This window comes from Streptomyces sp. NBC_00442, assembly GCF_036014195.1.
Lineage (GTDB): Bacteria > Actinomycetota > Actinomycetes > Streptomycetales > Streptomycetaceae > Streptomyces.
In genome coordinates, this window is the sequence record NZ_CP107918.1 from 842,948 (window position 1) to 861,485 (window position 18,538).

12 protein-coding genes are annotated in these 18,538 nt (G+C 72.0%); 11 read left to right on the forward strand and 1 reads right to left on the reverse strand.

Translation table 11 applies throughout. The features are described from left to right. Positions 1-372: 372 nt before the first annotated feature. From OG432_RS03870 to OG432_RS03910, 9 genes are all read left to right on the forward strand, one after another. Complete coding sequence (locus OG432_RS03870; RefSeq protein ID WP_328307716.1) at positions 373-1,002, forward strand: hypothetical protein; 630 nt, start codon at positions 373-375, stop codon at positions 1,000-1,002. A 130-nt stretch (positions 1,003-1,132) separates the two neighbouring features. After that, positions 1,133-2,674 carry a DUF6801 domain-containing protein gene (locus OG432_RS03875; protein WP_328307718.1) on the forward strand — a complete coding sequence of 514 codons (1,542 nt, stop codon included), beginning with the start codon at positions 1,133-1,135 and terminating at the stop codon, positions 2,672-2,674. A 205-nt stretch (positions 2,675-2,879) separates the two neighbouring features. Next, on the forward strand, positions 2,880-3,827 hold the full coding sequence (locus OG432_RS03880) for a hypothetical protein (protein ID WP_328307719.1): 948 nt from the start codon (positions 2,880-2,882) through the stop codon (positions 3,825-3,827). A 225-nt stretch (positions 3,828-4,052) separates the two neighbouring features. Then, entirely contained in the window at positions 4,053-5,261 is a 1,209-nt protein-coding gene (locus tag OG432_RS03885; protein ID WP_328307721.1) for a helix-turn-helix domain-containing protein, read from the forward strand. A 165-nt stretch (positions 5,262-5,426) separates the two neighbouring features. Then, entirely contained in the window at positions 5,427-9,377 is a 3,951-nt protein-coding gene (locus OG432_RS03890; protein WP_328307724.1) for a Pls/PosA family non-ribosomal peptide synthetase, read from the forward strand. Next, positions 9,374-10,792, forward strand: coding sequence for a M1 family metallopeptidase (locus OG432_RS03895; RefSeq protein ID WP_328307726.1), 1,419 nt, complete (start codon positions 9,374-9,376; stop codon positions 10,790-10,792). The genes OG432_RS03890 and OG432_RS03895 overlap by 4 nt, the downstream gene beginning before the upstream one ends. A 288-nt stretch (positions 10,793-11,080) precedes the next feature. Continuing rightward, positions 11,081-12,079: an urea transporter gene (locus tag OG432_RS03900; protein ID WP_328307728.1), complete on the forward strand. Its 999-nt coding sequence runs from the start codon at positions 11,081-11,083 to the stop codon at positions 12,077-12,079. Positions 12,080-12,307: 228 nt separating this feature from the next. Beyond that, a complete protein-coding gene (locus tag OG432_RS03905) occupies positions 12,308-13,675 on the forward strand; it encodes an MFS transporter (protein WP_328314987.1) in 1,368 nt (455 codons plus the stop codon). 281 nt (positions 13,676-13,956) lie between these two features. Continuing rightward, on the forward strand, positions 13,957-16,029 hold the full coding sequence (locus OG432_RS03910; protein ID WP_328307730.1) for an MDR family MFS transporter: 2,073 nt from the start codon (positions 13,957-13,959) through the stop codon (positions 16,027-16,029). A gap of 171 nt (positions 16,030-16,200) precedes the next feature. Here the strand turns inward: OG432_RS03910 and OG432_RS03915 are convergent, their stop codons facing one another. Further along, the gene (locus tag OG432_RS03915; protein WP_328307733.1) at positions 16,201-16,644 is read right to left on the reverse strand and encodes a YchJ family protein; all 444 of its coding nucleotides are present in this window, start codon (positions 16,642-16,644) and stop codon (positions 16,201-16,203) included. 237 nt (positions 16,645-16,881) lie between these two features. Between OG432_RS03915 and OG432_RS03920 the strand changes: the two genes are divergently transcribed. Then, positions 16,882-17,493 (forward strand): GPP34 family phosphoprotein, encoded by a 612-nt coding sequence (locus OG432_RS03920; RefSeq protein WP_328307735.1) that lies wholly within the window; start codon positions 16,882-16,884, stop codon positions 17,491-17,493. 337 nt (positions 17,494-17,830) lie between these two features. Continuing rightward, positions 17,831-18,490, forward strand: a complete 660-nt coding sequence (locus OG432_RS03925) for a hypothetical protein (RefSeq protein WP_328307737.1) — start codon at positions 17,831-17,833, stop codon at positions 18,488-18,490. The last annotated feature ends 48 nt before the right edge of the window (positions 18,491-18,538 follow it).

An 18,538-nucleotide genomic window follows, 5' to 3' on the forward strand; every position in this document is an offset into this window, starting at 1 on the left:
CTGCAATACCAGTTCCAGAAGTTTCCGCCGACCCGCGCCCGGCCGTCCCCAACTTGTCATCGAAGCACTATTCAATGCCCGGAACTTGTCATCTGTTGAGGGGTTTCACCTGCAACCTGCCGACCGGGCGGCGCTTCCGGGAAGAGACCGGTAACTTCGGCACGAATGCCCCGGCGACAGCGTGCCTCTTGCGCACCAATCGACAAGAAAAACCAGCCGGTTGCTCATCGCGGGCACAAGGTAGGGCCTTGCTCGGCACAATCTTGCACGGCAGGATTGTGCGCCGATGTTTCTCGCAAGTAACGTCCGCGTCGTCACGGATCGTACGTGGCCGAATCCGTCCCCGTAGCTGGTGAAACCGGAGGCATTACTGTGCGAAACACCCTCGGAAAGCTCGCGCTGGTTTGTGGCGCCGCCACGGCAGCGTTCGCCCTGGCGACCGCCCCCGCGATGGCGGCGCCCACGAACTGGGTCGTCGGCCCCACCTCGCCGGAGAACTTCACCGCCAAGTCCACCAATGTGGTGCTCTCCATCAACGGCATCGACATGACGTGCACGTACTCCGACGCCGCGGGCTCCCTCCACAGCGCGACCGGGAACCCGGCCGCCGTCGGCACCATCAACCCGGTGCACTTCGGCAAGACCGGTGAGCCGTGCACCAGCTTCCTCGGCACGGTGAACACCGTCGCGAACACCCCGTGGACGCTCAACGTGACCAACTACACCGCGGGCACGGGCGTCTCGCAGGGCTACATATCCGGCGTCAACGCACGTGTCAGCGTGGCTACTTGTGCCTTCACGGTGACCGGTACCGCACACGGCACGTACACCAACTCCACCGGCGACCTGAAGGTGGCCGCCACTCCCACCGAGCTGACGGTCTCGGCGCCGACCGCGGGCTGCGCCGGCGTCGTCTCGACGGGCGACCACCCGTCGTTCAACGGTGACTTCTACGCGGTGGTCACCGGCACCACCACGCACCCCACCATCGTCGGCTCGTAGCAGCGGCATGACACCTCGCTACGTCCCCGGTCCGTCCGGCCCGACGTACGGCGGGCCGGACGGACCCCCAACGGCGGCGCACCTGCCGCCGGTCCCCTCCAGGAGCTGAGCCAGTGGAGCTGAACGCGACGTGAGCAGAACCCCGGGAACGGCCGGCCGGTGGCGAAGCGTGCGCAGCCGGGGTGCGGTGGCGGCGGCCACCGTGGTCCTGGCCGCGATCGTGCCCGGCGCCGACGTGGCCCTCGGAGACCAGCGCACCAGCGCCGAACTCTCCTACACCTGCGCGTTCCCGTCCGGTGCGCACCCGGTGACGGTGCAGGTGGCGGCCAGGTTTCCGACACGAGCGGCGACGGGCGCCGCGATCCGGCCCGCCGAGGTGACCACATCGGTGACGCTTCCCGACGCCGCCGTCGCCGAACTCACCAAGCTCCGCGCCGCCACGACCGGCGCCACCACCAGCCTCACCACCGAGATCACCCAGAACGGCGCGGCGGCACAGGCCCTCTGGCTGGGCACCGCGCCCTCCGTGCCGCTCACCTCACCCGGCGGCGCCGTGTTCCGGGCGACGGGCGAGGTGCCCACCGTCACCGCCAACAGCCCCGGCGACCTCACCGTCACGGCGGCCGGCCTCACCCTCGCGTTCCGCCCGGTCACCACCGAGGGCGGCGCCACCGACCCGGCCACGCTCTCCGTGCCCTGTACGCCTGCCCCCGGTGCGAAGGGCCTGCTCGCCACGGTGCCCGTCGGCGCCGCGCCCTCCTCGTCCGCCCCGAGCCCGAGCGCCTCCGCCACCGGCGCGGCGACCGGTGGCGCGACCGGTGGCGGAACGCCCCGCACCCCTGAGAGCGCTCCCAGGATCGCCCCGCCCAAGGCGCAGGCCGCCCCGGCCGCCTCCGCTCCCCCGTGTCAGGGCGACCCCGCCGACCCGTTGGCCCTCGCGGCCTACACCACCGGCTACTCCAACGTCACCAAGATGGGCGAGGCCTCGCTCATCCCCGTCTTCTGCGCCAAGATCGTCCAGGGGCCCAACCAGCTCAAGCGCATCGAGGTCCGCCCGGGGGTCTTCGAACTGCACCTGCTCCAGAACTCGGTGGGGCGGCTCGACTACCGGGGCCGCGCCCAGACCCCGCCGGGGCCGGCCACGTTCCTCACCTTCGGCTTCATGCCGACCACGGCCACGATGACGCTGGAGGCGACCGGGCCCCTGTCCATCGAGTCGGACCTCAACAACACCGCGGGGCACGGCGAGACGTACATCAGGGCCTCCCTGGTGCTGCACATCTCCGACGTCAAGGTCAACGGGACGCCCCTCGATGTCGGCCCCGACTGCCGCACCACCGGGCCGGTCTACTCCACCGACCCCGACCCGGCGCGCAACACCAAGGACCACATGGTCGTGCTGGGGGAACTCAAGAAGGGCACGGACACCGTCTGGCGCGGCTACTCGCTCTCCCGCGGCGGACCCCTCGACGGTTCGGTGACCATTCCGCCGTTCACCGGCTGCGGGGTGGGCGAGGACCTCAGCCCGCTGTTCACCGCCTCGGTGTCCGGCCCGTCCAACACGGTCAAGCAGAACCAGGGGGCACCGTGCGCCTCCGGCATCGAGGACGACCCGGCGCAGCTCTGCACCGCCGACAAGCAGCCGACGACGATCCCGACGCCCCTGCGCTGAACGCGTCACCTCCGGCGCCGTCACACCCGGCGCCGTCACACCCGGCGCCGTCACACCCGGCTCCCCGAGTCGTCCGCGGGCCACCCGCGCCCCGTCCGGATTCAGCCAACTCGCCCACCGCGTCAAGCCGTTACCGCACCCGCCCGGCTCCGTACACCTACGTACAGGACGTCAGAAGCCGAGACGTCCAAGAGGGGACGACCCGATGAGACCCGTATCCACCCGACTGCGAGCAGGACTGCTGGCCTCCTGCACGGCCCTCGCCGCTCTCGCGACGGCCGGACCGGCCTCCGCCGACGCCGCTCCGGCCACTCAACTCGCCGGCCACTGGGCTCCGTTCAGCCGCTGCCCGGTGGACGACCCGGCCATGCTGGCGGCCGACGGACGCACCGACATCGTGCAGTGCATCGCCTCCCACTCGGCGAGCGGTTCCATCAAGCTCGGCAGCACGGAGGTCATCACCGGCGCCAGTGACCTCCAGGTCGGCGTGGTGCAGCACACGGGCGGCACGAACAGCCTGGTCGCACCGGCCGGCGGTGCGCTGATCGCCGACCCCGCCGACATCCCCGGCGGCCTCCTCGGCCTGATGTGCCCGAGCGACATCCCCATCGTCAGCGGCATCTGCCGGCAGATCACCAACGGCACCCTCAACCGGGTCACCGCGACCGTCGAATCGGCCGGCACCCCCACGGACTTCAACCTCACCGCGGGCGCCACATCCGGGCAGCCGATCATCGCGATCCCGATCCGCATCCACCTCCAGAACCCGTTCCTCGGCGGCTCCTGCTACATCGGCTCCGCCGCCCACCCGATCGTGCTGCGCCCGCAGAACGTCACCTCCCCCGCCCTCGGCATCCAGCGCTTCGACGGCAACGGAACGCCCGACACCGCCGGGGACATGAACCGGCTCAGCCTCCTCAACGCGAACCAGACCGACACCACGTTCGCGGTGCCGGGAGCAAGCGGTTGCGGCCCGGCCGGGCTGCTCGACTGGGCGGTGAACCTGAAGACCGGACTGCCCGCGGGGACGGGCAAGAACAGCGTCGTGCTCAACAGCGCGTCGACCTACCTCGCCGGCCTGCACGCCCCCGGCACGGTCGTCCCGGACAACGGCAAAATCCTTTCCCAGTACTGGCATTCGGCGGCTCAGTAACCTTCGCCGTCCCGCCGGCCCACGGCCCGCCCGCACCGGGGCGGGCCGTACTGGATTCGGCCGACAACCGATGCCCCCTGAATCGAACGCTGCCCCAAGTGTTGTCCATCACAAGGGAGTTGTTCTAGGTTCAGCAGTCCGCGAAGGTACGCACCTGTCGGTCGGTGGGAGCGCTTTCTCCATCGGCCCTCCCCCACCGGAGTGCCGTAGTGCAAGGGGAGTGAGATGCCCACAGCCGCGCAGTCATCGGACACCCAGGAGCCCCTGGGTCCGCTCCCACAGGAGTTCGCCGCGATCATGCGTCCCGAGTTACCGGGCCTGCTCAAGGAGATCGGCGCGGAGGTCACGCGCGCCTATCCCGAGTACGCCCGGCTCCTCGACGGCCCCTACGGCGAGGCGATCCGGGTCGGTGTCGAGCAGAACCTCACCGTCTTCGTCGACCAGGTGGCGTCCCCCAGCGCCCCCTCCGCGCTCCGCGACGAGATGTGCCGCCGCTTCGGCCGGTTCGAGGCGTACGAGGGCCGGAGCCTGGAGACCCTCCAGGGGGCCTACCGGCTCGGCGCCCGGGTCGCGCTGCGCCGCGCCAAGAAGATCGGCCGGCGCTACAACCTCTCCCCCGCGCTGATGCTCAGCTTCGCCGATGCGCTGTTCACCTACGTCGAGGAGCTGGAAGCGCTCTCACGCGACGGCTACCTGGAGGTCACCTCGTTCTCCGGAGAGCGTTCCGACGCGCTGCGAAGACGGCTGCTGCATCTGATCCTGGCCGGCTCCCCGGTGCCGCGCGCGGCGATCGCCGACCTCGCCGACCGGGCCCGCTGGGCGCTGCCCGAGCGGGTCACGCTGATCGCGCTCCGCTCGGGGGCGGGTCTCACCCGTGCGGCATTGGACAACGATGTCCTCGTGGACGCGGGCGAACCCCTCCCTCACCTCCTGGTGCCGGGACCGGTCGACGAGGCGCGAAGACGGATGCTCGACGCCGCCCTGCTCGGCTCCTGGGCCGCGGTCGGCCTCGAAGTGCCCATCGGCGATGCGTCCGATTCGCTGCGCTGGGCCCGCCAGGTTCTGGAACTGGCCGCCTCGGGGGTCATCGACGGCGACTCGGGCCGGCTGTACTGCGAGGACCACCTCGTCACCCTGTGGCTGCGCTCCGATCCGGCGCTGCTCGAACACCTCGGGCGGCGTGAACTCGCGCCGCTCGACGCGCTCACTCCCGGCCGGCGCGACCGGCTCATCGAGACCCTGCGGACCTGGCTCGCGACCCGCGGTACCGCCGCCCACATGGGCGAACTCCTTGCCGTGCACCCGCAGACGGTGCGCTACCGGATGCGCACCCTGGAGTCCATCTTCGGCGCCCGGCTCACCGACCCCGAACACCGGTTCGCCACCGAACTAGTGCTACGCGCCAGGGATCTCGGCCGCAGGGATCGCCCCTGAACGTGCCCCGATCGGCGCCATAATCATCCGAATCGCTTCGAAAACAACGGATAAATATCGTCAAGTACCAAGGCCGGAACGAACCCGCCGCTCGATATGCCCGTCTGGACGGGCGGATGTCCGAAGGATGTCCGTACCACCCGCACTACGCCAGAGGCATACCGTATGTCTTCGCATCCGCCGGCCGTCTTCCGCGGCGCAGCCGCCCCGCACCCCCGCACCCTGCTCGACGTACTGGACGCGACGGCGGCCGCCCATCCGGGCGCACCCGCACTCGACGCGGGCGGCGAGAGGCTCACCTACCAGGACCTGTGCGACCGGATCACCGAGCGCGCCGTGCGCCTCACCCGCCACGGCATCGGTCCCGGCGACCGGGTCGGCGTCCGCATCCCGTCCGGCACCTGCGACCTGTATCTCGCCATCCTGTCGGTCCTGTTGTGCGGCGCGGCGTACGTGCCGGTCGACGCCGACGACCCCGAGGAGCGCGCGGTGACCGTCTTCCGCGAGGCCGGGGTGTGCGCGGTCATCGAGGCCGACGAGCGGATACTGCCGGGATTCACGGCACCGCGGGGCGTCCGGTGGCGGGCCGCGCGGCCGGAGGACGACGCCTGGATCATCTTCACGTCCGGCTCGACGGGGCTGCCCAAGGGCGTCGCGGTCAGCCACCGTTCGGCCGCTGCTTTCGTGGACGCCGAGGCCCAACTCTTCTTGAGAGAACGGCCTTTGGGGCCGGGCGACCGGGTTCTCGCCGGCCTTTCGGTGGCGTTCGACGCCTCGTGCGAGGAAATGTGGCTGGCATGGCGGCACGGCGGCTGTCTGGTTCCCGCGCCCCGGTCGCTGGTGCGGGCGGGGCACGAACTCGGGCCCTGGCTCGTGGAGCGCGGCATCACGGTGGTCTCCACGGTGCCGACGCTCGCGGCGCTCTGGCCCGACGAGGCGCTGGAGGAGGTGCGGCTCCTGATCGTCGGCGGCGAGGCCTGTCCGGGCGCCCTGGCCGACCGGTTCGCGGTGAAGGGCCGCGAGATGTGGAACACCTACGGTCCGACCGAGACGACGGTGGTGGCAACGGCTGCCCGCATGCTGCCGGGCGAGCCGGTCCGCATCGGACTGCCGCTCGCGGGCTGGGAGTTGGCGGTTCTGGACGCGGCCGGAGACCCCGTTCCGTACGGAGCGGAGGGCGAGCTGGTCATCGCGGGGGCCGGCACCGCCCGCTACCTCGACGGCGCCAAGGACGCCGAACGCTTCACGCCGCTGCCCCTCCTCGACACGCTGCGCGCCTATCGCACCGGGGACCTGGTGCGGGCCGACGCGGCCGGGCTCGTCCACATCGGCCGGGCCGACGACCAGGTCAAGGTGGGTGGGCGGCGCATCGAACTCGGCGAGATCGACGCCATGCTGAGAGCGCTCCCAGGGGTGCGGGCGGCGGCCTGCGCGGTCCGCGGCACCCCGGCCGGAGGCCAGATCCTGGTCGGCTACGTCGTCCCCGAGCAGGCCGGCTTCCGCGCCGACCAGGCCCGCGGCTTCCTCGCCGAACGACTTCCGGCCGCTCTGGTGCCGATGCTCGTCGAGGTGCCGGGCCTGCCGACCCGCACATCGGGCAAGGTCGACCGGGACGCCCTGCCCTGGCCGCTTCCCTCCCAGCGCGGCCCGGCGGCCGGGGCCCCGGCCGGGCAGGAAGGTCCGACCGTGGCCCGTCTCGCCGGGGCGTGGGAGCGGATGCTGGGGGTGCGCCCGCAGCCGGACAGCGACTTCTTCGCGCTCGGCGGTTCCAGCCTGAGCGCCGCGCGGCTCGCCTCCGAGCTGCGCGAGCACTATCCGGGCGTGTCCGTCGCCGACCTCTACCGCCGTCCCCTTTTGCGGGACATGGCCCAGCACCTCGAATCGCTCGAAGGCCCCACGGCAAAGACGCAGGCCGTCCAGCCCGTGCCCCGCGGCGCCGCCGTGGTCCAACTCCTCGTGACCACGGCCCTGTTCGGGGTGGCCGGTCTTCGCGGCCTGGTCGCCCTGGCCGCGCTCGACAACATCGTGGGCTGGCTCGCTCCCCAGGCCTGGGCCCCGCACACCTCGTGGTGGTTCGTGCTGGTCGCCACGGTGGTCCTGATGAGCGCGCCCGCCCGCTTCGCGATCGGCGCGGGGGCGGCGCGCCTGCTGACCCGGGGGGTGGGGGCAGGTGCCCATCCGCGGGGCGGCCGCGTCCATCTGCGGCTGTGGACGGCCGAGCGCGTCGTGGCGGCGTTCGGCGTTCCGTCCCTGCTGGGCACGCCCTGGGCGCGTCTGTACGCGCGGGCGCTCGGCTGCCGTCTGGGCCGGGACGTCGCCCTGCACGCCATGCCCCCGGTGACCGGCCTCGCGACGATCGGCCGCGGCGCCAGCGTGGAGCCGGAGGCCGACATCAGTGGCTGGTGGCTGGACGGGGCGACGCTGCACATCGGCCCGGTCCACATCGGCGACGGCGCACGGGTAGGACACCGCAGCACCCTGCTGCCCGGCGCGGTCCTCGGCGCCGACTCCGAACTGGAGCCCGGCGCCTGCCTCGGCGGTCGCATCCCGCCCGGCCGGCGCTGGCTCGGCTCACCGGCCCGGCAGGGGGAGGCGTACGAGCGTGTCGCCGGCACCGGCTGGCCCGCGCCGCGCCCGGGGCGCTCGCGCCGCTGGGCCGCAGCGTACGCGCTCTCGCTCGTCGCACTGCCGCTCCTGACGCTGCTGTCCACCGCTCCGGCGCTGGTCGGCGTCTACTTCCTGGTGCGTTCCTGCGACACGCTCTCGCAGGTCGCCGTACGCCTGCTCCTGTCGGCGCCGCCCATCGCGATGGCGACCACCCTGTCCTCCATGCTGGTGCTCGCCGCCCTCGTACGGATCCTCGGGCGGGGCATCAAGCCCGGCTTCCACCCGGTGTGCGGCGGCGTCGCCTGGCGCGCCTGGCTGGTGACACGGCTCGTCGGCGGCGCCCGCGGCAGCCTCTTCCCGCTGTACGCGAGCCTGGCGACGCCGGTGTGGCTGCGGCTGCTCGGGGCGCGGGTGGGGCGGCGCGCCGAGATCTCGACCGTGCTGCCGCTGCCCTCGCTCCTGACTGTCGAGGACGGGGCGTTCCTCGCCGACGACACACTGGTGGCGCCGTACGAAATCCGGGGCGGCTGGCTCAAGTTGGGCACCGCGAACGTCGGGCGCAGGGCCTTCGTCGGCAATTCGGGCATCGTCGGACCGGACCGCCGGGTGCCTGACAACGCGCTGATCGGCGTGTTGTGCGACGCGCCCGCGCAGAGCGAGCCGGGCAGCTCCTGGCTCGGGCGGCCTGCGCTTCCGCTGCCCAGAGTGGCGGCCACGGCCGATCCCGGCCGGACCTTCGACCCGCCGCGCCGGCTCGTGCTGGCCCGCGCCGGCGTCGAGCTGTGCAGGGTGGTGCCGCTGATGTGCTCGGTGCTGCTCGCCGAGGCCGTACTCATCGGTGAGCAGAGCGCTCTCAACCGGGGCGGCCTTGTGTTCGCCGCGCAGGCGGGCACGGTGCTCCTGCTGGCCGCCGCCGTCGTGGCGGGGCTGACGGCGACCGCGGCGAAGTGGATCCTGGTCGGCCGGTTCGAGGCGGGCGAACATCCGCTGTGGTCGTCCTTCGTGTGGCGCAACGAGCTGTACGACACCTTCGTGGAATCCCTCGCGGTGCCGTGGATGGCGGGCTCCTTCACCGGGACCCCGGTCCTCAACTGGTGGCTGCGCAGCCTGGGGGCGCGGATCGGGCGCGGGGTGTGGCTGGAGACGTACTGGCTGCCGGAGACCGATCTCGTCACCCTCGGGGACGGAGTGAGCGTGAACCGCGGGTGTGTGCTCCAGACCCACCTCTTCCACGACCGGATCATGCGGCTGGACACGGTGCGGCTCGCCGAGGGCGCGTCGCTCGGCCCGCACAGCATCGCGCTGCCCGGCACCGACATCGGCGCCCGCGCTTCGGTGGGCGCCGCGTCGCTGGTGATGCGCGGCGAGAGCGTGCCGCCCGACACCCGCTGGGCGGGCAACCCCATCGCGGGCGAGCGGCCCGTCCCGGCTGCCGACGAACTAGTGCGACTGGAACCGATGGTGACGGCTCGTCAGGAGACTTCGCCCCGGGAAGGGAGCACCGCGTGACCCGGTACAGCCGGCGGTCCCTGGTCCGGGTCGCCGCCCTGTCCACGCTCGGCGCCCTCGCCGTGGCGGACGAGGAGACCACCGGCCGCCGCGACCGCTACTTCCCGCAGCACGGCTCGTACGGGCACGACACGCTCGCCTACGACCTGCGGATCGCCTACGACTCCGCCAGCGGCCGCCTCGCCGGCACGGCGCTCATCCAGGCCGTGGCGTTGCGACCGCTGGAACGGGTCGAACTCGATCTGTTCCGGCTCAGCGCCCACGCGGCGCACGTAGACGGCAGGGCGGCCCGGGTCCGCCAACGACAGGGCAAGCTGTATCTGACACCTCGTCAACCTGTCGCGACCGGCGCCGTGTTCACCACGACGGTGCGGTACGGAGGGCGGCCCGGCCCGATGCGTTCGCCGTTCGGGAGCATCGGCTGGGACCGTACCGGGGACAGCCACGACGGCACCCTGGTCGCCTCCCAGCCGCTCGGGGCGCCGTCCTGGTTCCCCTGCAACGACCGGCCCGACGACAAGGCCGCGTACACCTTCCGCGTCACGGTGCCGCGCGACCGGCAGGCGCTCGCCAACGGCACACTCACCGAGTGCCGCAGCGAGGGTGCCACCGATGTGTGGACCTACCACCACCCCGGGCCCATGGCCACGTATCTGGCCGCGCTCTACACCGGCCGCTTCCAGCACGACAGCGTGCTGGCCCCCGGGCCGCCGGGCGGCAAGCCGATCCCGGTCCACAATTCCTATCCCTCACGGCTCGCCGAGCCGGCCCGGCACGACCTGGGCCGCCAGCCCGACATGCTGAGGCACTTCTCGCAGCTGTTCGGGCCCTACCCGTTCGAGGCCTACGGAGCGGTGGTGGTCGACGCGGACCTCGGGGCGCCCGTCGAGAACCAGACCCGTTCGGTGTTCGGCCGCAACCACATCGACGGCCGGCGCGGCTGGGAGACGCTCGTGGCCCACGAGCTGGCACACCAGTGGTTCGGCAACAGTGTGGGCATCCGCGAGTGGCGGCACATCTGGCTCAACGAAGGGTTCGCGACGTACGCCGAGTGGCTGTGGTCCGAGCACATCGGCGAGGACAGCGCGGACGAGATCGCGCGCCGCGAATGGCGCGGTCTCGCGCGGCGCGGCCAGAACCTGCGGCTCGCCGAGCCGGGCCCGCGCCGCATCTTCGACGACCGCCTCTACAACCGGGGCGCCTGCACCCTGCACGCGTTGCGCCTGACGCTGGGCGACGACGGGTTCTTCGCGGTACTGCGCGGGTGGCACGAGGCTCGGCGGGGCCGGACCGGCGACACGTCCGCCTTCATCGCGCACGCCGAGGCCATGGCGGGTGACACGGTCCGCCCGCTCCTCCAGGCCTGGCTCTACGAGAAGAAGCTCCCGGAACTGCCGATGCCGGTGGCCAACTGACACAGGGCGCTCGCGCTCCTGCTCCTGCTCCTGGTCGCCCTCGTGCTCGCGCTCGCGCTCGTGCTCGTGCTCGTGCTCGTGCTCGTGCTCGTGCTCGTGCCATCGTCTGGAAGCGCTCGCACCGGGCTGTCGTCGTATACAAACCTTGTCGACGGCGAGGACTCCGGACGCATGTGTGCCGGTTTGTACGTACATATGGCCCTTGCTAGGCCCCATATGCCGCCCCTTACAGTGCGCTTGGCTGTTTCCGGTCGATTTCATGGTGCTTAGGGGGAGAGTCACGTGCGAATGCCGCGTACTGGGCAACGGGGGCTGTTCGCGGTGCACGTGCTGCGGGGCCAGGCGCAGGTGCACTTCATGCCGAGCGCGGTGACCGGGGCCATCTTCACGGTCGCGCTGTTCGCCGCGGGGTGGCAGTACGGCCTCTACGGGTTGCTCGGCACCGCGCTCGGCACCGGCACCGCGCACCTTCTCGGCGTGGACCGGACCCGGGTGTCGGCCGGCCTCGAGGGGTTCAACGCCTGCCTCGTCGCGGTCGCCTTCGCCGTGTTCCTGGGCCCGCAGCACCCCTCCACGATGGTCCTCGCGGCGGGCGGCTGCGCGGTCGTCACCGTGATCACGGCGGCGGCCACCACCTTGTTGCGCGGCTGGGGGCTGCCCACCCTGACCCTGCCGTTCTGCCTGATGGCGAGCGCGATGACGATCGCGGCGCCCGGTTTCGAGCGGGTGTGGCACCACGGCCCGGGGACGGCAGGGCTGAGCCGCGCGGCCGAGGGGTCGGTCGCCCTGGCCGTCGACGACGTCGGCCGTGCCTTCTTCGCCAACATCGCGCAGATCTTCCTCATGCCGCAGTGGTACGTCGGTCTGATCCTCCTCGTCGGCATCTTCGCTGCCAGCCGGACGGCCGGGGCGATGGCCTGCGTCGGCAGCGCCGTCGGCCTGATGACCGCCTGGGCGCTCGGGGCCCCCACCGCCCGGATCGTGGACGGCACCATGGGGTACAACGCGGTGCTCGTGGCGATGGCGCTGTGCGGGGTGCTCCTCGCGGCGGACCGCTGGAGCCTCGGTTTCGCGGTGGCCGGAGCGGCGGCCGCCACCGTGCTCGGGCCCGCGGTGAACGCGCTCTTCGCCCCGGCCGGCGGGCACGCCTTCACCTGGCCGTTCGTCCTCACCACCCTGGTATTCCTGGCCTCCGTACCGGCCCTTCCCAGGCTCCATCGCACCGCGCCGCCCGTGCGGCCGCTGGCCGAGCCCGCGACCGGCTCCGACGTGGTGCTGGGCGCCTGAGCGCGCGTCCCGCGCGGCGCCGTGGGCACAAGAACCGAGGCCGGAACTCGGCCTCGGTGCGGTGCAGTTCCTCTCGTGGACCCACGATAAAAGCACTGGCCTGGACCAGGACCGGCCCGTACCTTGCTGCCCGTGACGAGCGACCCCCGTGAACCGTCGGACCTTCTTCCTCCCCCCAGACTCTTCTCCCGTACGTATCTGGCGGTCACCGCGAGTTTCGCCGCGGTGATGTTCTTGACCGGGTTCGCGGCACTGGCGGTGATGCCGTTGCTGCCGGTGGCCGCCCGAGACCTCGACGGAGTCGGCCTCTACCCGCTGGTGGCAGGGGCGTTCGTGGCGGCGAGCCTGCTCGGTGGGGTGCTGGGCGGGACATGGGCGGACCGCGGCGGGGCCCGGCGGCCGCTGACGGTCGGCGTGATCCTGACCGTCGCGACGCTCCTCGTCTCCGCGACCAGCACCACGATCTGGCAACTCGTCGTCGGACGCTTCACCGACGGCATCGCCGCGGGCCTGGTGGCGGTGTCCGTCAACGCGGCCATCGGGCAGTCCTATCCGGATCTGCTCCGGGCCCGCGCCCTGGCCCTCATGAGCGCGTGCTGGATCGTGCCGTCACTGGCCGGGCCGCCCCTCGCCGGGTTCGTCGCGGCGTCGTGGTCGTGGCGCGCGGTGTTCTACGGCGTGGCCGGGCTCACCCTGATCCCCGCCGCGGCCGCCGTGTTCCTCCTGCGCGGACGATCGGCACGGCCAGGATCGCCGCAGGCACCCGCGAGTCCCGAAACGTCCGCGCGACGGCCCGCCCTGCCCGCGGCGGTGGCGGTGAGCGTGGCGGCGGCTCTCACCCAGTACGGCGTCTCCACCTGGAACGCAGGGCACGCGGTGTGCGCCTCGGTCGGTGTGGTGGTGCTCGTGGCGTTCGCCCCGAGGCTGCTGCCACCGCGCACATGGCGGGCGGGGAGCGGATTGCCCGCCACGGTGCTGCTGCGCGCACTGACCTCGGGCGCCTTCTTCACGCTGGAGACCTACGTCCCCCTGATGCTCAGCACGGCCCGCCAAGTACCCGGCGTCGTGACGGGGTTGGCGTTCACCGGGGCGGCGCTCGCCTGGGCCGGAGCCTCCTGGGCGCAGGGCCGCCTGCAGAACCGTGTGTCGCGGCACCGGCTGGTCGCCATCGGTGCCGCGATCATGGCGGCCGCGGTGGGGGTGGCCGCCATGTGCGCCATGCCGGCGGTCCCTCCGGCCGTGGCGGTGTCCTCGATGGCGATGGCCGCTGTCGGCATGGGGCTCGCGACGCCGTCGCTCACCCTGCTCTCGCTCGCGCACACACCTGCTGACAGGCAGGGGTACGCGAGCGGCGCGATGCAGACCTCGCAGAACCTCGGCCAGACTCTGGTGCTGGCGGTGACGTCGGCCCTGTTCACGGCGGTCTCCGCGGTGTCGGCGAGTCCACTCCCGGCATTCGCCGGAGCGTTCGCGCTTCTGCTCCTCCCGATCGCGGGCGCCGCAGGCCTGGCCGGCCGGACGCGCGTCACGGCTGGAGACCGACACGACGATGCCGCGGGGATGCCGGTCACCACGGCGGAGGGACAGGTGCGGTAAGCACGGCGGCGGGCTGAGGGACGGCAGCGGTGGCAGGCAAGGCAGAAGGATGCTGGCCCACATGGCCCCGGCCCATGGGTCCCCGCCACACACCGCCCCGGTGCACGGGCCCCCGCCACACATGGCCCCGCCCTATAGACCCCCGTCACACATCCCCCCTATTGGGCCCCGTCTCACAGCCCGCCCGACGTATCCCTGCCTCACCCACCCCGCCCCCGGCAACCTCATCCACGCGGCCCACACCGCATGCGTGCCACCTGCGGCGGTGTGAGGCTGCGAGAGTGACCACCGCCAGCGATGCAGCGCCCGTGTCAACGCCACCCGTGCTCGATGTCCGGCAGCGGAACATCGTCTTCGGAACGATCATGCTCGGCATGCTGCTGGCCGCGCTCGACCAGACCATCGTCGGGACCGCGCTCCCCACCATCGTCTCGGACCTCGGAGGCGCCGCCCACATGTCGTGGGTGGTCACCTCCTACCTTCTGGCGGAGACCGTCGCCACCGCCCTGGTGGGCAAGTTCGGGGACCTGTTCGGCCGCAAGGTCGTCTTCCAGGTCTCCGCGATCATCTTCATCACCGGATCGTTCCTGTGCGGGCTGGCGACGAACATGTCGCTCCTCATCGCCTGGCGGGCGCTCCAGGGCGTCGGCGCCGGCGGTCTGATGGTGACCGCGATGGCGTTGATCGCCGACGTGATCCCGCTGCGCGAACGCGGCAAGTACCAGGGAGCGATCGGCGCCGTGTTCGGCGTGTCCACCGTCATCGGTCCGCTGCTCGGCGGACTGTTCACGGACCACCTGACCTGGCGCTGGGCGTTCTATGTCAACGTCCCCATCGCCATCGTCGTGGTGATCGCGGCGGCCCGGAACATCCCCTCGGTCCGCTCGACGGCCAAGCCGGTCATCGACTACCTCGGCATCGGCCTGGTCGCCGCCGGCTCCAGCGCCCTGATCCTGGCCACGAGTTGGGGCGGCAACGAGTACGCCTGGGGTTCCGCGACCATCATCACCCTGTTCGCGGCCGGAGTGATCGCGCTCTCACTGTTCTGCTGGGCGGAGACCCGGGCCGCCGAGCCGATGCTGCCGATGCGGCTGTTCCGCAACCCCGTCTTCACCGTGTGCTCGGTCCTCAGTTTCATCGTCGGGTTCGCGATGCTCGGCGCGATGACCTTCCTGCCGACCTATCTCCAATACGTCGACGGCGACTCGGCCACGGTCTCCGGCGTACGTACCCTGCCCATGGTCATCGGACTGCTCATCGCATCGATCTTCAGCGGCAACGTGGTCAGCAGGACCGGCCAGTACCGGATCTTCCCCATCGTCGGCGCCCTGGTCATGGGGGTGGGCCTCTACCTCCTCTCGCTGATGGGGCCCGACGTCGGCGCCTGGCTGGAATCGCTCTACATGTTCGTGCTGGGCCTGGGAATCGGGCTGTGCATGCAGGTCCTCACCATCGCCGTGCAGAACACCGTCGACTACGCCGACCTGGGCACGGCGACGTCCGGAGTGACCTTCTTCCGTACGCTCGGCAGCTCGTTCGGCACCGCCGTCTTCGGCACCATCTACGCCAACACCCTGAAGACCAACCTGCAGGACGGGATCGCGGCGGCGGCGCGCGCCGGCGGTACGAACCCGGCGCAGCTCACCAAGGCGGCGCAGTCGCCGGAGGGCCTGCACCAGCTGCCCCCGGCGTCGTCCGCCCCCATCGTTCAGGCCTATTCCGACAGCCTCCACACCGTGTTCCTGTGGACGGTCCCGGTCGCCCTCGTGGGCTTCCTGGTCGCGCTCTTCCTCAAGCAGGTGGAGTTGCGGGACAGCGCGCGTTCGTCCTCCACCGACATGGGCGAGGGCTTCGCCCAGCCGACCACGGGCGACTCCGCCAAGGTGCTCGAACTCGCCGTGGGCAAGATCGTGCGTGGGGCGGACATGACCACGGCGCGACGCATCGTGGCGGCCTCCGACACCCGGCTCGACGTGGCCGGCGCCTGGGCCGTCATGCAGGTCGATCAGCACACGCGCATGGTCGGCCACGCCAGCCTCGGCCTGATCGCCTCCCGTCGTCACGTGCCGCCGGAGGTTCTGGTGCCCGTGTTCCAGCGAATGGTCGACGAGGGGTTCCTCAGTCGCGAGGGCAGCTACTTCTCGCACACCCCCGCCGGAGAGCGCGAGGTCGCGGCCATCACCGATTCGTGGGCGACCTGGCTCAACGAGCAGCTGGAGAAGGACCGGGGCCGGCCGCGCAGCGCGGAACTCCGCGCCGCCGCGGACACGATCGCCAAGCGCCTGATGGCCGAGGACCTCGCCAACGGGCTGCCCGCGGCCCGCGAGAGAGTGGGCACGGCCACCCGCCTCTGAGAGCGGGCACGGCCACCCGCCTCCGAGAGCGCTCCCGGCCACCCGCGCCCGAGAGCGCGCCGCCGGTTGCCTCACCTCTGAGAGCGCTCCCTGTCGCCCCACCCCGGAGAGCGCCCCGGCCACACGCACCACCTGAGAGCGCTCCCAGCCACCGCTGTGCCGGAGCGTCTTTCACCCGGCGGGCTGGTCGTCCGCGACGACGCCGTCCACATAGACCCAGCCGCCCTCGACCCGTGAGAACCGGCTCTGCTCGTGCATCGAGCCGGTCTCCGCGCCGTGGGCGTAGTGCGCCCGGAAGGTGACCGTGCCGGTGGAATGAAAAGCGCTCCCATCCGTGGCGCCCAGGATCTCCAGACGCGTCCAGCGCATGCCGGGGTCGAAGTCGATGCCCGCGGGCCGGGTGTCGGGGTGCCAGGTGCGCAGCAGGTACGGCCCGTCGTGCACGGCGAAGGCACTGAACCGCGAACGCATCAGCGCCTGTGCAGTGGGGGCGGCGGCCGCGCCCGAGTGGTACCGCCCGCAGCACTCGGCGTAGGCGGCCGGCAGCCCGCAGGGGCACGACTCCGGGGCGACGGGCGGGGTGGGGCGTGCGGGGCGCTTGGTACGACGGGACATGGCTCCATCTGATCACAGCCGTACGCCCGCCACGGCCCCCTCGGTCTCACTAGGATGCGCTCATGTCCGGTGCCCCACGGGCGCCGGCCCACGACGAGGGCCCGGCCTCGGACCGGTGGCCCCGGCCACCCAGCCCCGGCCCCAGCTCCGACGCCCACCCCGCCCCCAACCTCCACTCCGACCCCGACCCCGACCCCGACCCCGACCCCGACCCCGACCCCGACAGGGAACCCCAACATGACCACAGCACGGGACCTGCTGATCGTCAGCATGGACGTGCCCGCCGCCGACCGTCCCGTCGAGCAGGGCGACCTTTCGCTGGCCCTCGCCGGAGCCGAACTCCTGGATCTGGCCGCCGCCGAGGCGCTCGGCGTGGACGACGACGACCGCATCGTCCCGGGCCCGCCGTGCGATCTGACCGACGGGCCGCTGGCAGCGGCGGCAGCGGCGCTCGTCCGCCATGAACCGTACGAGTCCGTCGAGGACTGGCTGTGGCGCCGGGGTCGCGGGCTGCGCGCCGTCTACCTCGCCACCCTGGAAGCCGAGGGCAGGGTCGTTCGGCGGCGTCACCGGTTCCATCCGCTCAGTACCGGACGGACCGCCGTGGTCGATTCGCCGGACCGGCAGCGTGCGGCGGAGCGCTGGGCATCGGGCGAACCCGTACTCGCCGCTCTCGCGGCGGCCGTCCGTATCCAGGACGCGGCGGCCGACGAACTGGCACGCCTCACCTCGGACACCGTCGTGACCGTACTGGCCGCCGTCGACGAAGCCGTGACGGAACTTGCCGGAGAACGGCAGCGGCGCACGATCGAGGACGCCGCGTTCGACAACATCTGGCGGGGCCAGTAACTCCGTTTCGGATGGGGTCGGATCCGGTCGGTTCCGGCCCTGTACTGCCTGCTCCAGCACGGCCTGGTCCGGTACGGCCTGCTCCAGCAGGGCCCGGGTCCGGAACGGCCCCAACCCGGTCCGGTACGGCCCGGCCCGGCGCTCAACCCGCGTCGTCCGACCGGCGCGACATGCCCGTGCGCGGGCGCGTGCGGGTGCGCCATCCACTGTCGGCCATACGTGGCCATATGCGGCTGCACCAGGTTTTGTCGCAGGCAATCTCGCCTTTCGGACTCTACGGTGATCACGGTGCGTCAACACGCACCGCAACATGAGTCACCGGTCAGGGAGTTGAGACATGAGGCAGAGGTTGCGCGCCCTGGTGGCGGTCGGCGTTCTGATGCTCGCGGCGGCGGGACCAGAGAGCGCTCCCGCCGCCGCGATGACCCGCGGGTGCCCCGCGGGGCAGATCTTCGCCACCGACAACACGGCGATCATCACCGACCCCGCCGACCCCGCGCTCAGGACCCGCCTCACCCGCTTCGACCACGAGGTGCGCGGGATCATTCGCGCCAACGGCTCGCAGCCGGGCGCCTCGACACTCCTCAACGGGGTTTTCTGGTCGCGCGAGTTGCAGCAGATCACCTATGAGCGCTCGCGCGAGTTCGACGTCGACCGGGTCGGCCGTGAGGGGCTGCACCACATCGCCGGGGTGGTCGCCAAGCGGTACCACCAGGAGTCGGTGCTCACCTTCCGCTGCCTTCCGCGCACCTCGCCGCAGGCCGACGCGGTCGAGATCCAGGCGCCCGGGGTCTCGGCGGGAGCGCTCCACGGTGCGCTGGTGAGCGACCCCCGGGCCCGGGACGAGCTCGGCGGCGGGTCGGTCACCCTCGACGGCCGGCTCGTCCTCGTCGCCCCGCTCAAGGATCTGCCGCTGGCCCGGACGTTCACCCGGAGCCTCGGCGTCGATTGGTCCCGGGCCCAAGTGCGGTACGGGGACGAGGAATTCGTCGCATAGCGACTCATCACACGCACTCCACACGCACTCCGCCCCCGCCGGGGCCCC

What these genes read in the sequence shown, in the direction of transcription:
- OG432_RS03885 (WP_328307721.1), top strand. Translation starts at nt 4,053, where the DNA reads ATGCCCACAGCCGCGCAGTCATCGGACACCCAGGAGCCCCTGGGTCCG.
- OG432_RS03920 (WP_328307735.1), top strand. Translation starts at nt 16,882, where the DNA reads ATGACCACAGCACGGGACCTGCTGATCGTCAGCATGGACGTGCCCGCC.
- OG432_RS03905 (WP_328314987.1), top strand. Translation starts at nt 12,308, where the DNA reads ATGTTCTTGACCGGGTTCGCGGCACTGGCGGTGATGCCGTTGCTGCCG.
- OG432_RS03890 (WP_328307724.1), top strand. Translation starts at nt 5,427, where the DNA reads ATGTCTTCGCATCCGCCGGCCGTCTTCCGCGGCGCAGCCGCCCCGCAC.
- OG432_RS03900 (WP_328307728.1), top strand. Translation starts at nt 11,081, where the DNA reads ATGCCGCGTACTGGGCAACGGGGGCTGTTCGCGGTGCACGTGCTGCGG.
- OG432_RS03925 (WP_328307737.1), top strand. Translation starts at nt 17,831, where the DNA reads ATGAGGCAGAGGTTGCGCGCCCTGGTGGCGGTCGGCGTTCTGATGCTC.
- OG432_RS03915 (WP_328307733.1), bottom strand. Translation starts at nt 16,644, where the DNA reads ATGTCCCGTCGTACCAAGCGCCCCGCACGCCCCACCCCGCCCGTCGCC.
- OG432_RS03880 (WP_328307719.1), top strand. Translation starts at nt 2,880, where the DNA reads ATGAGACCCGTATCCACCCGACTGCGAGCAGGACTGCTGGCCTCCTGC.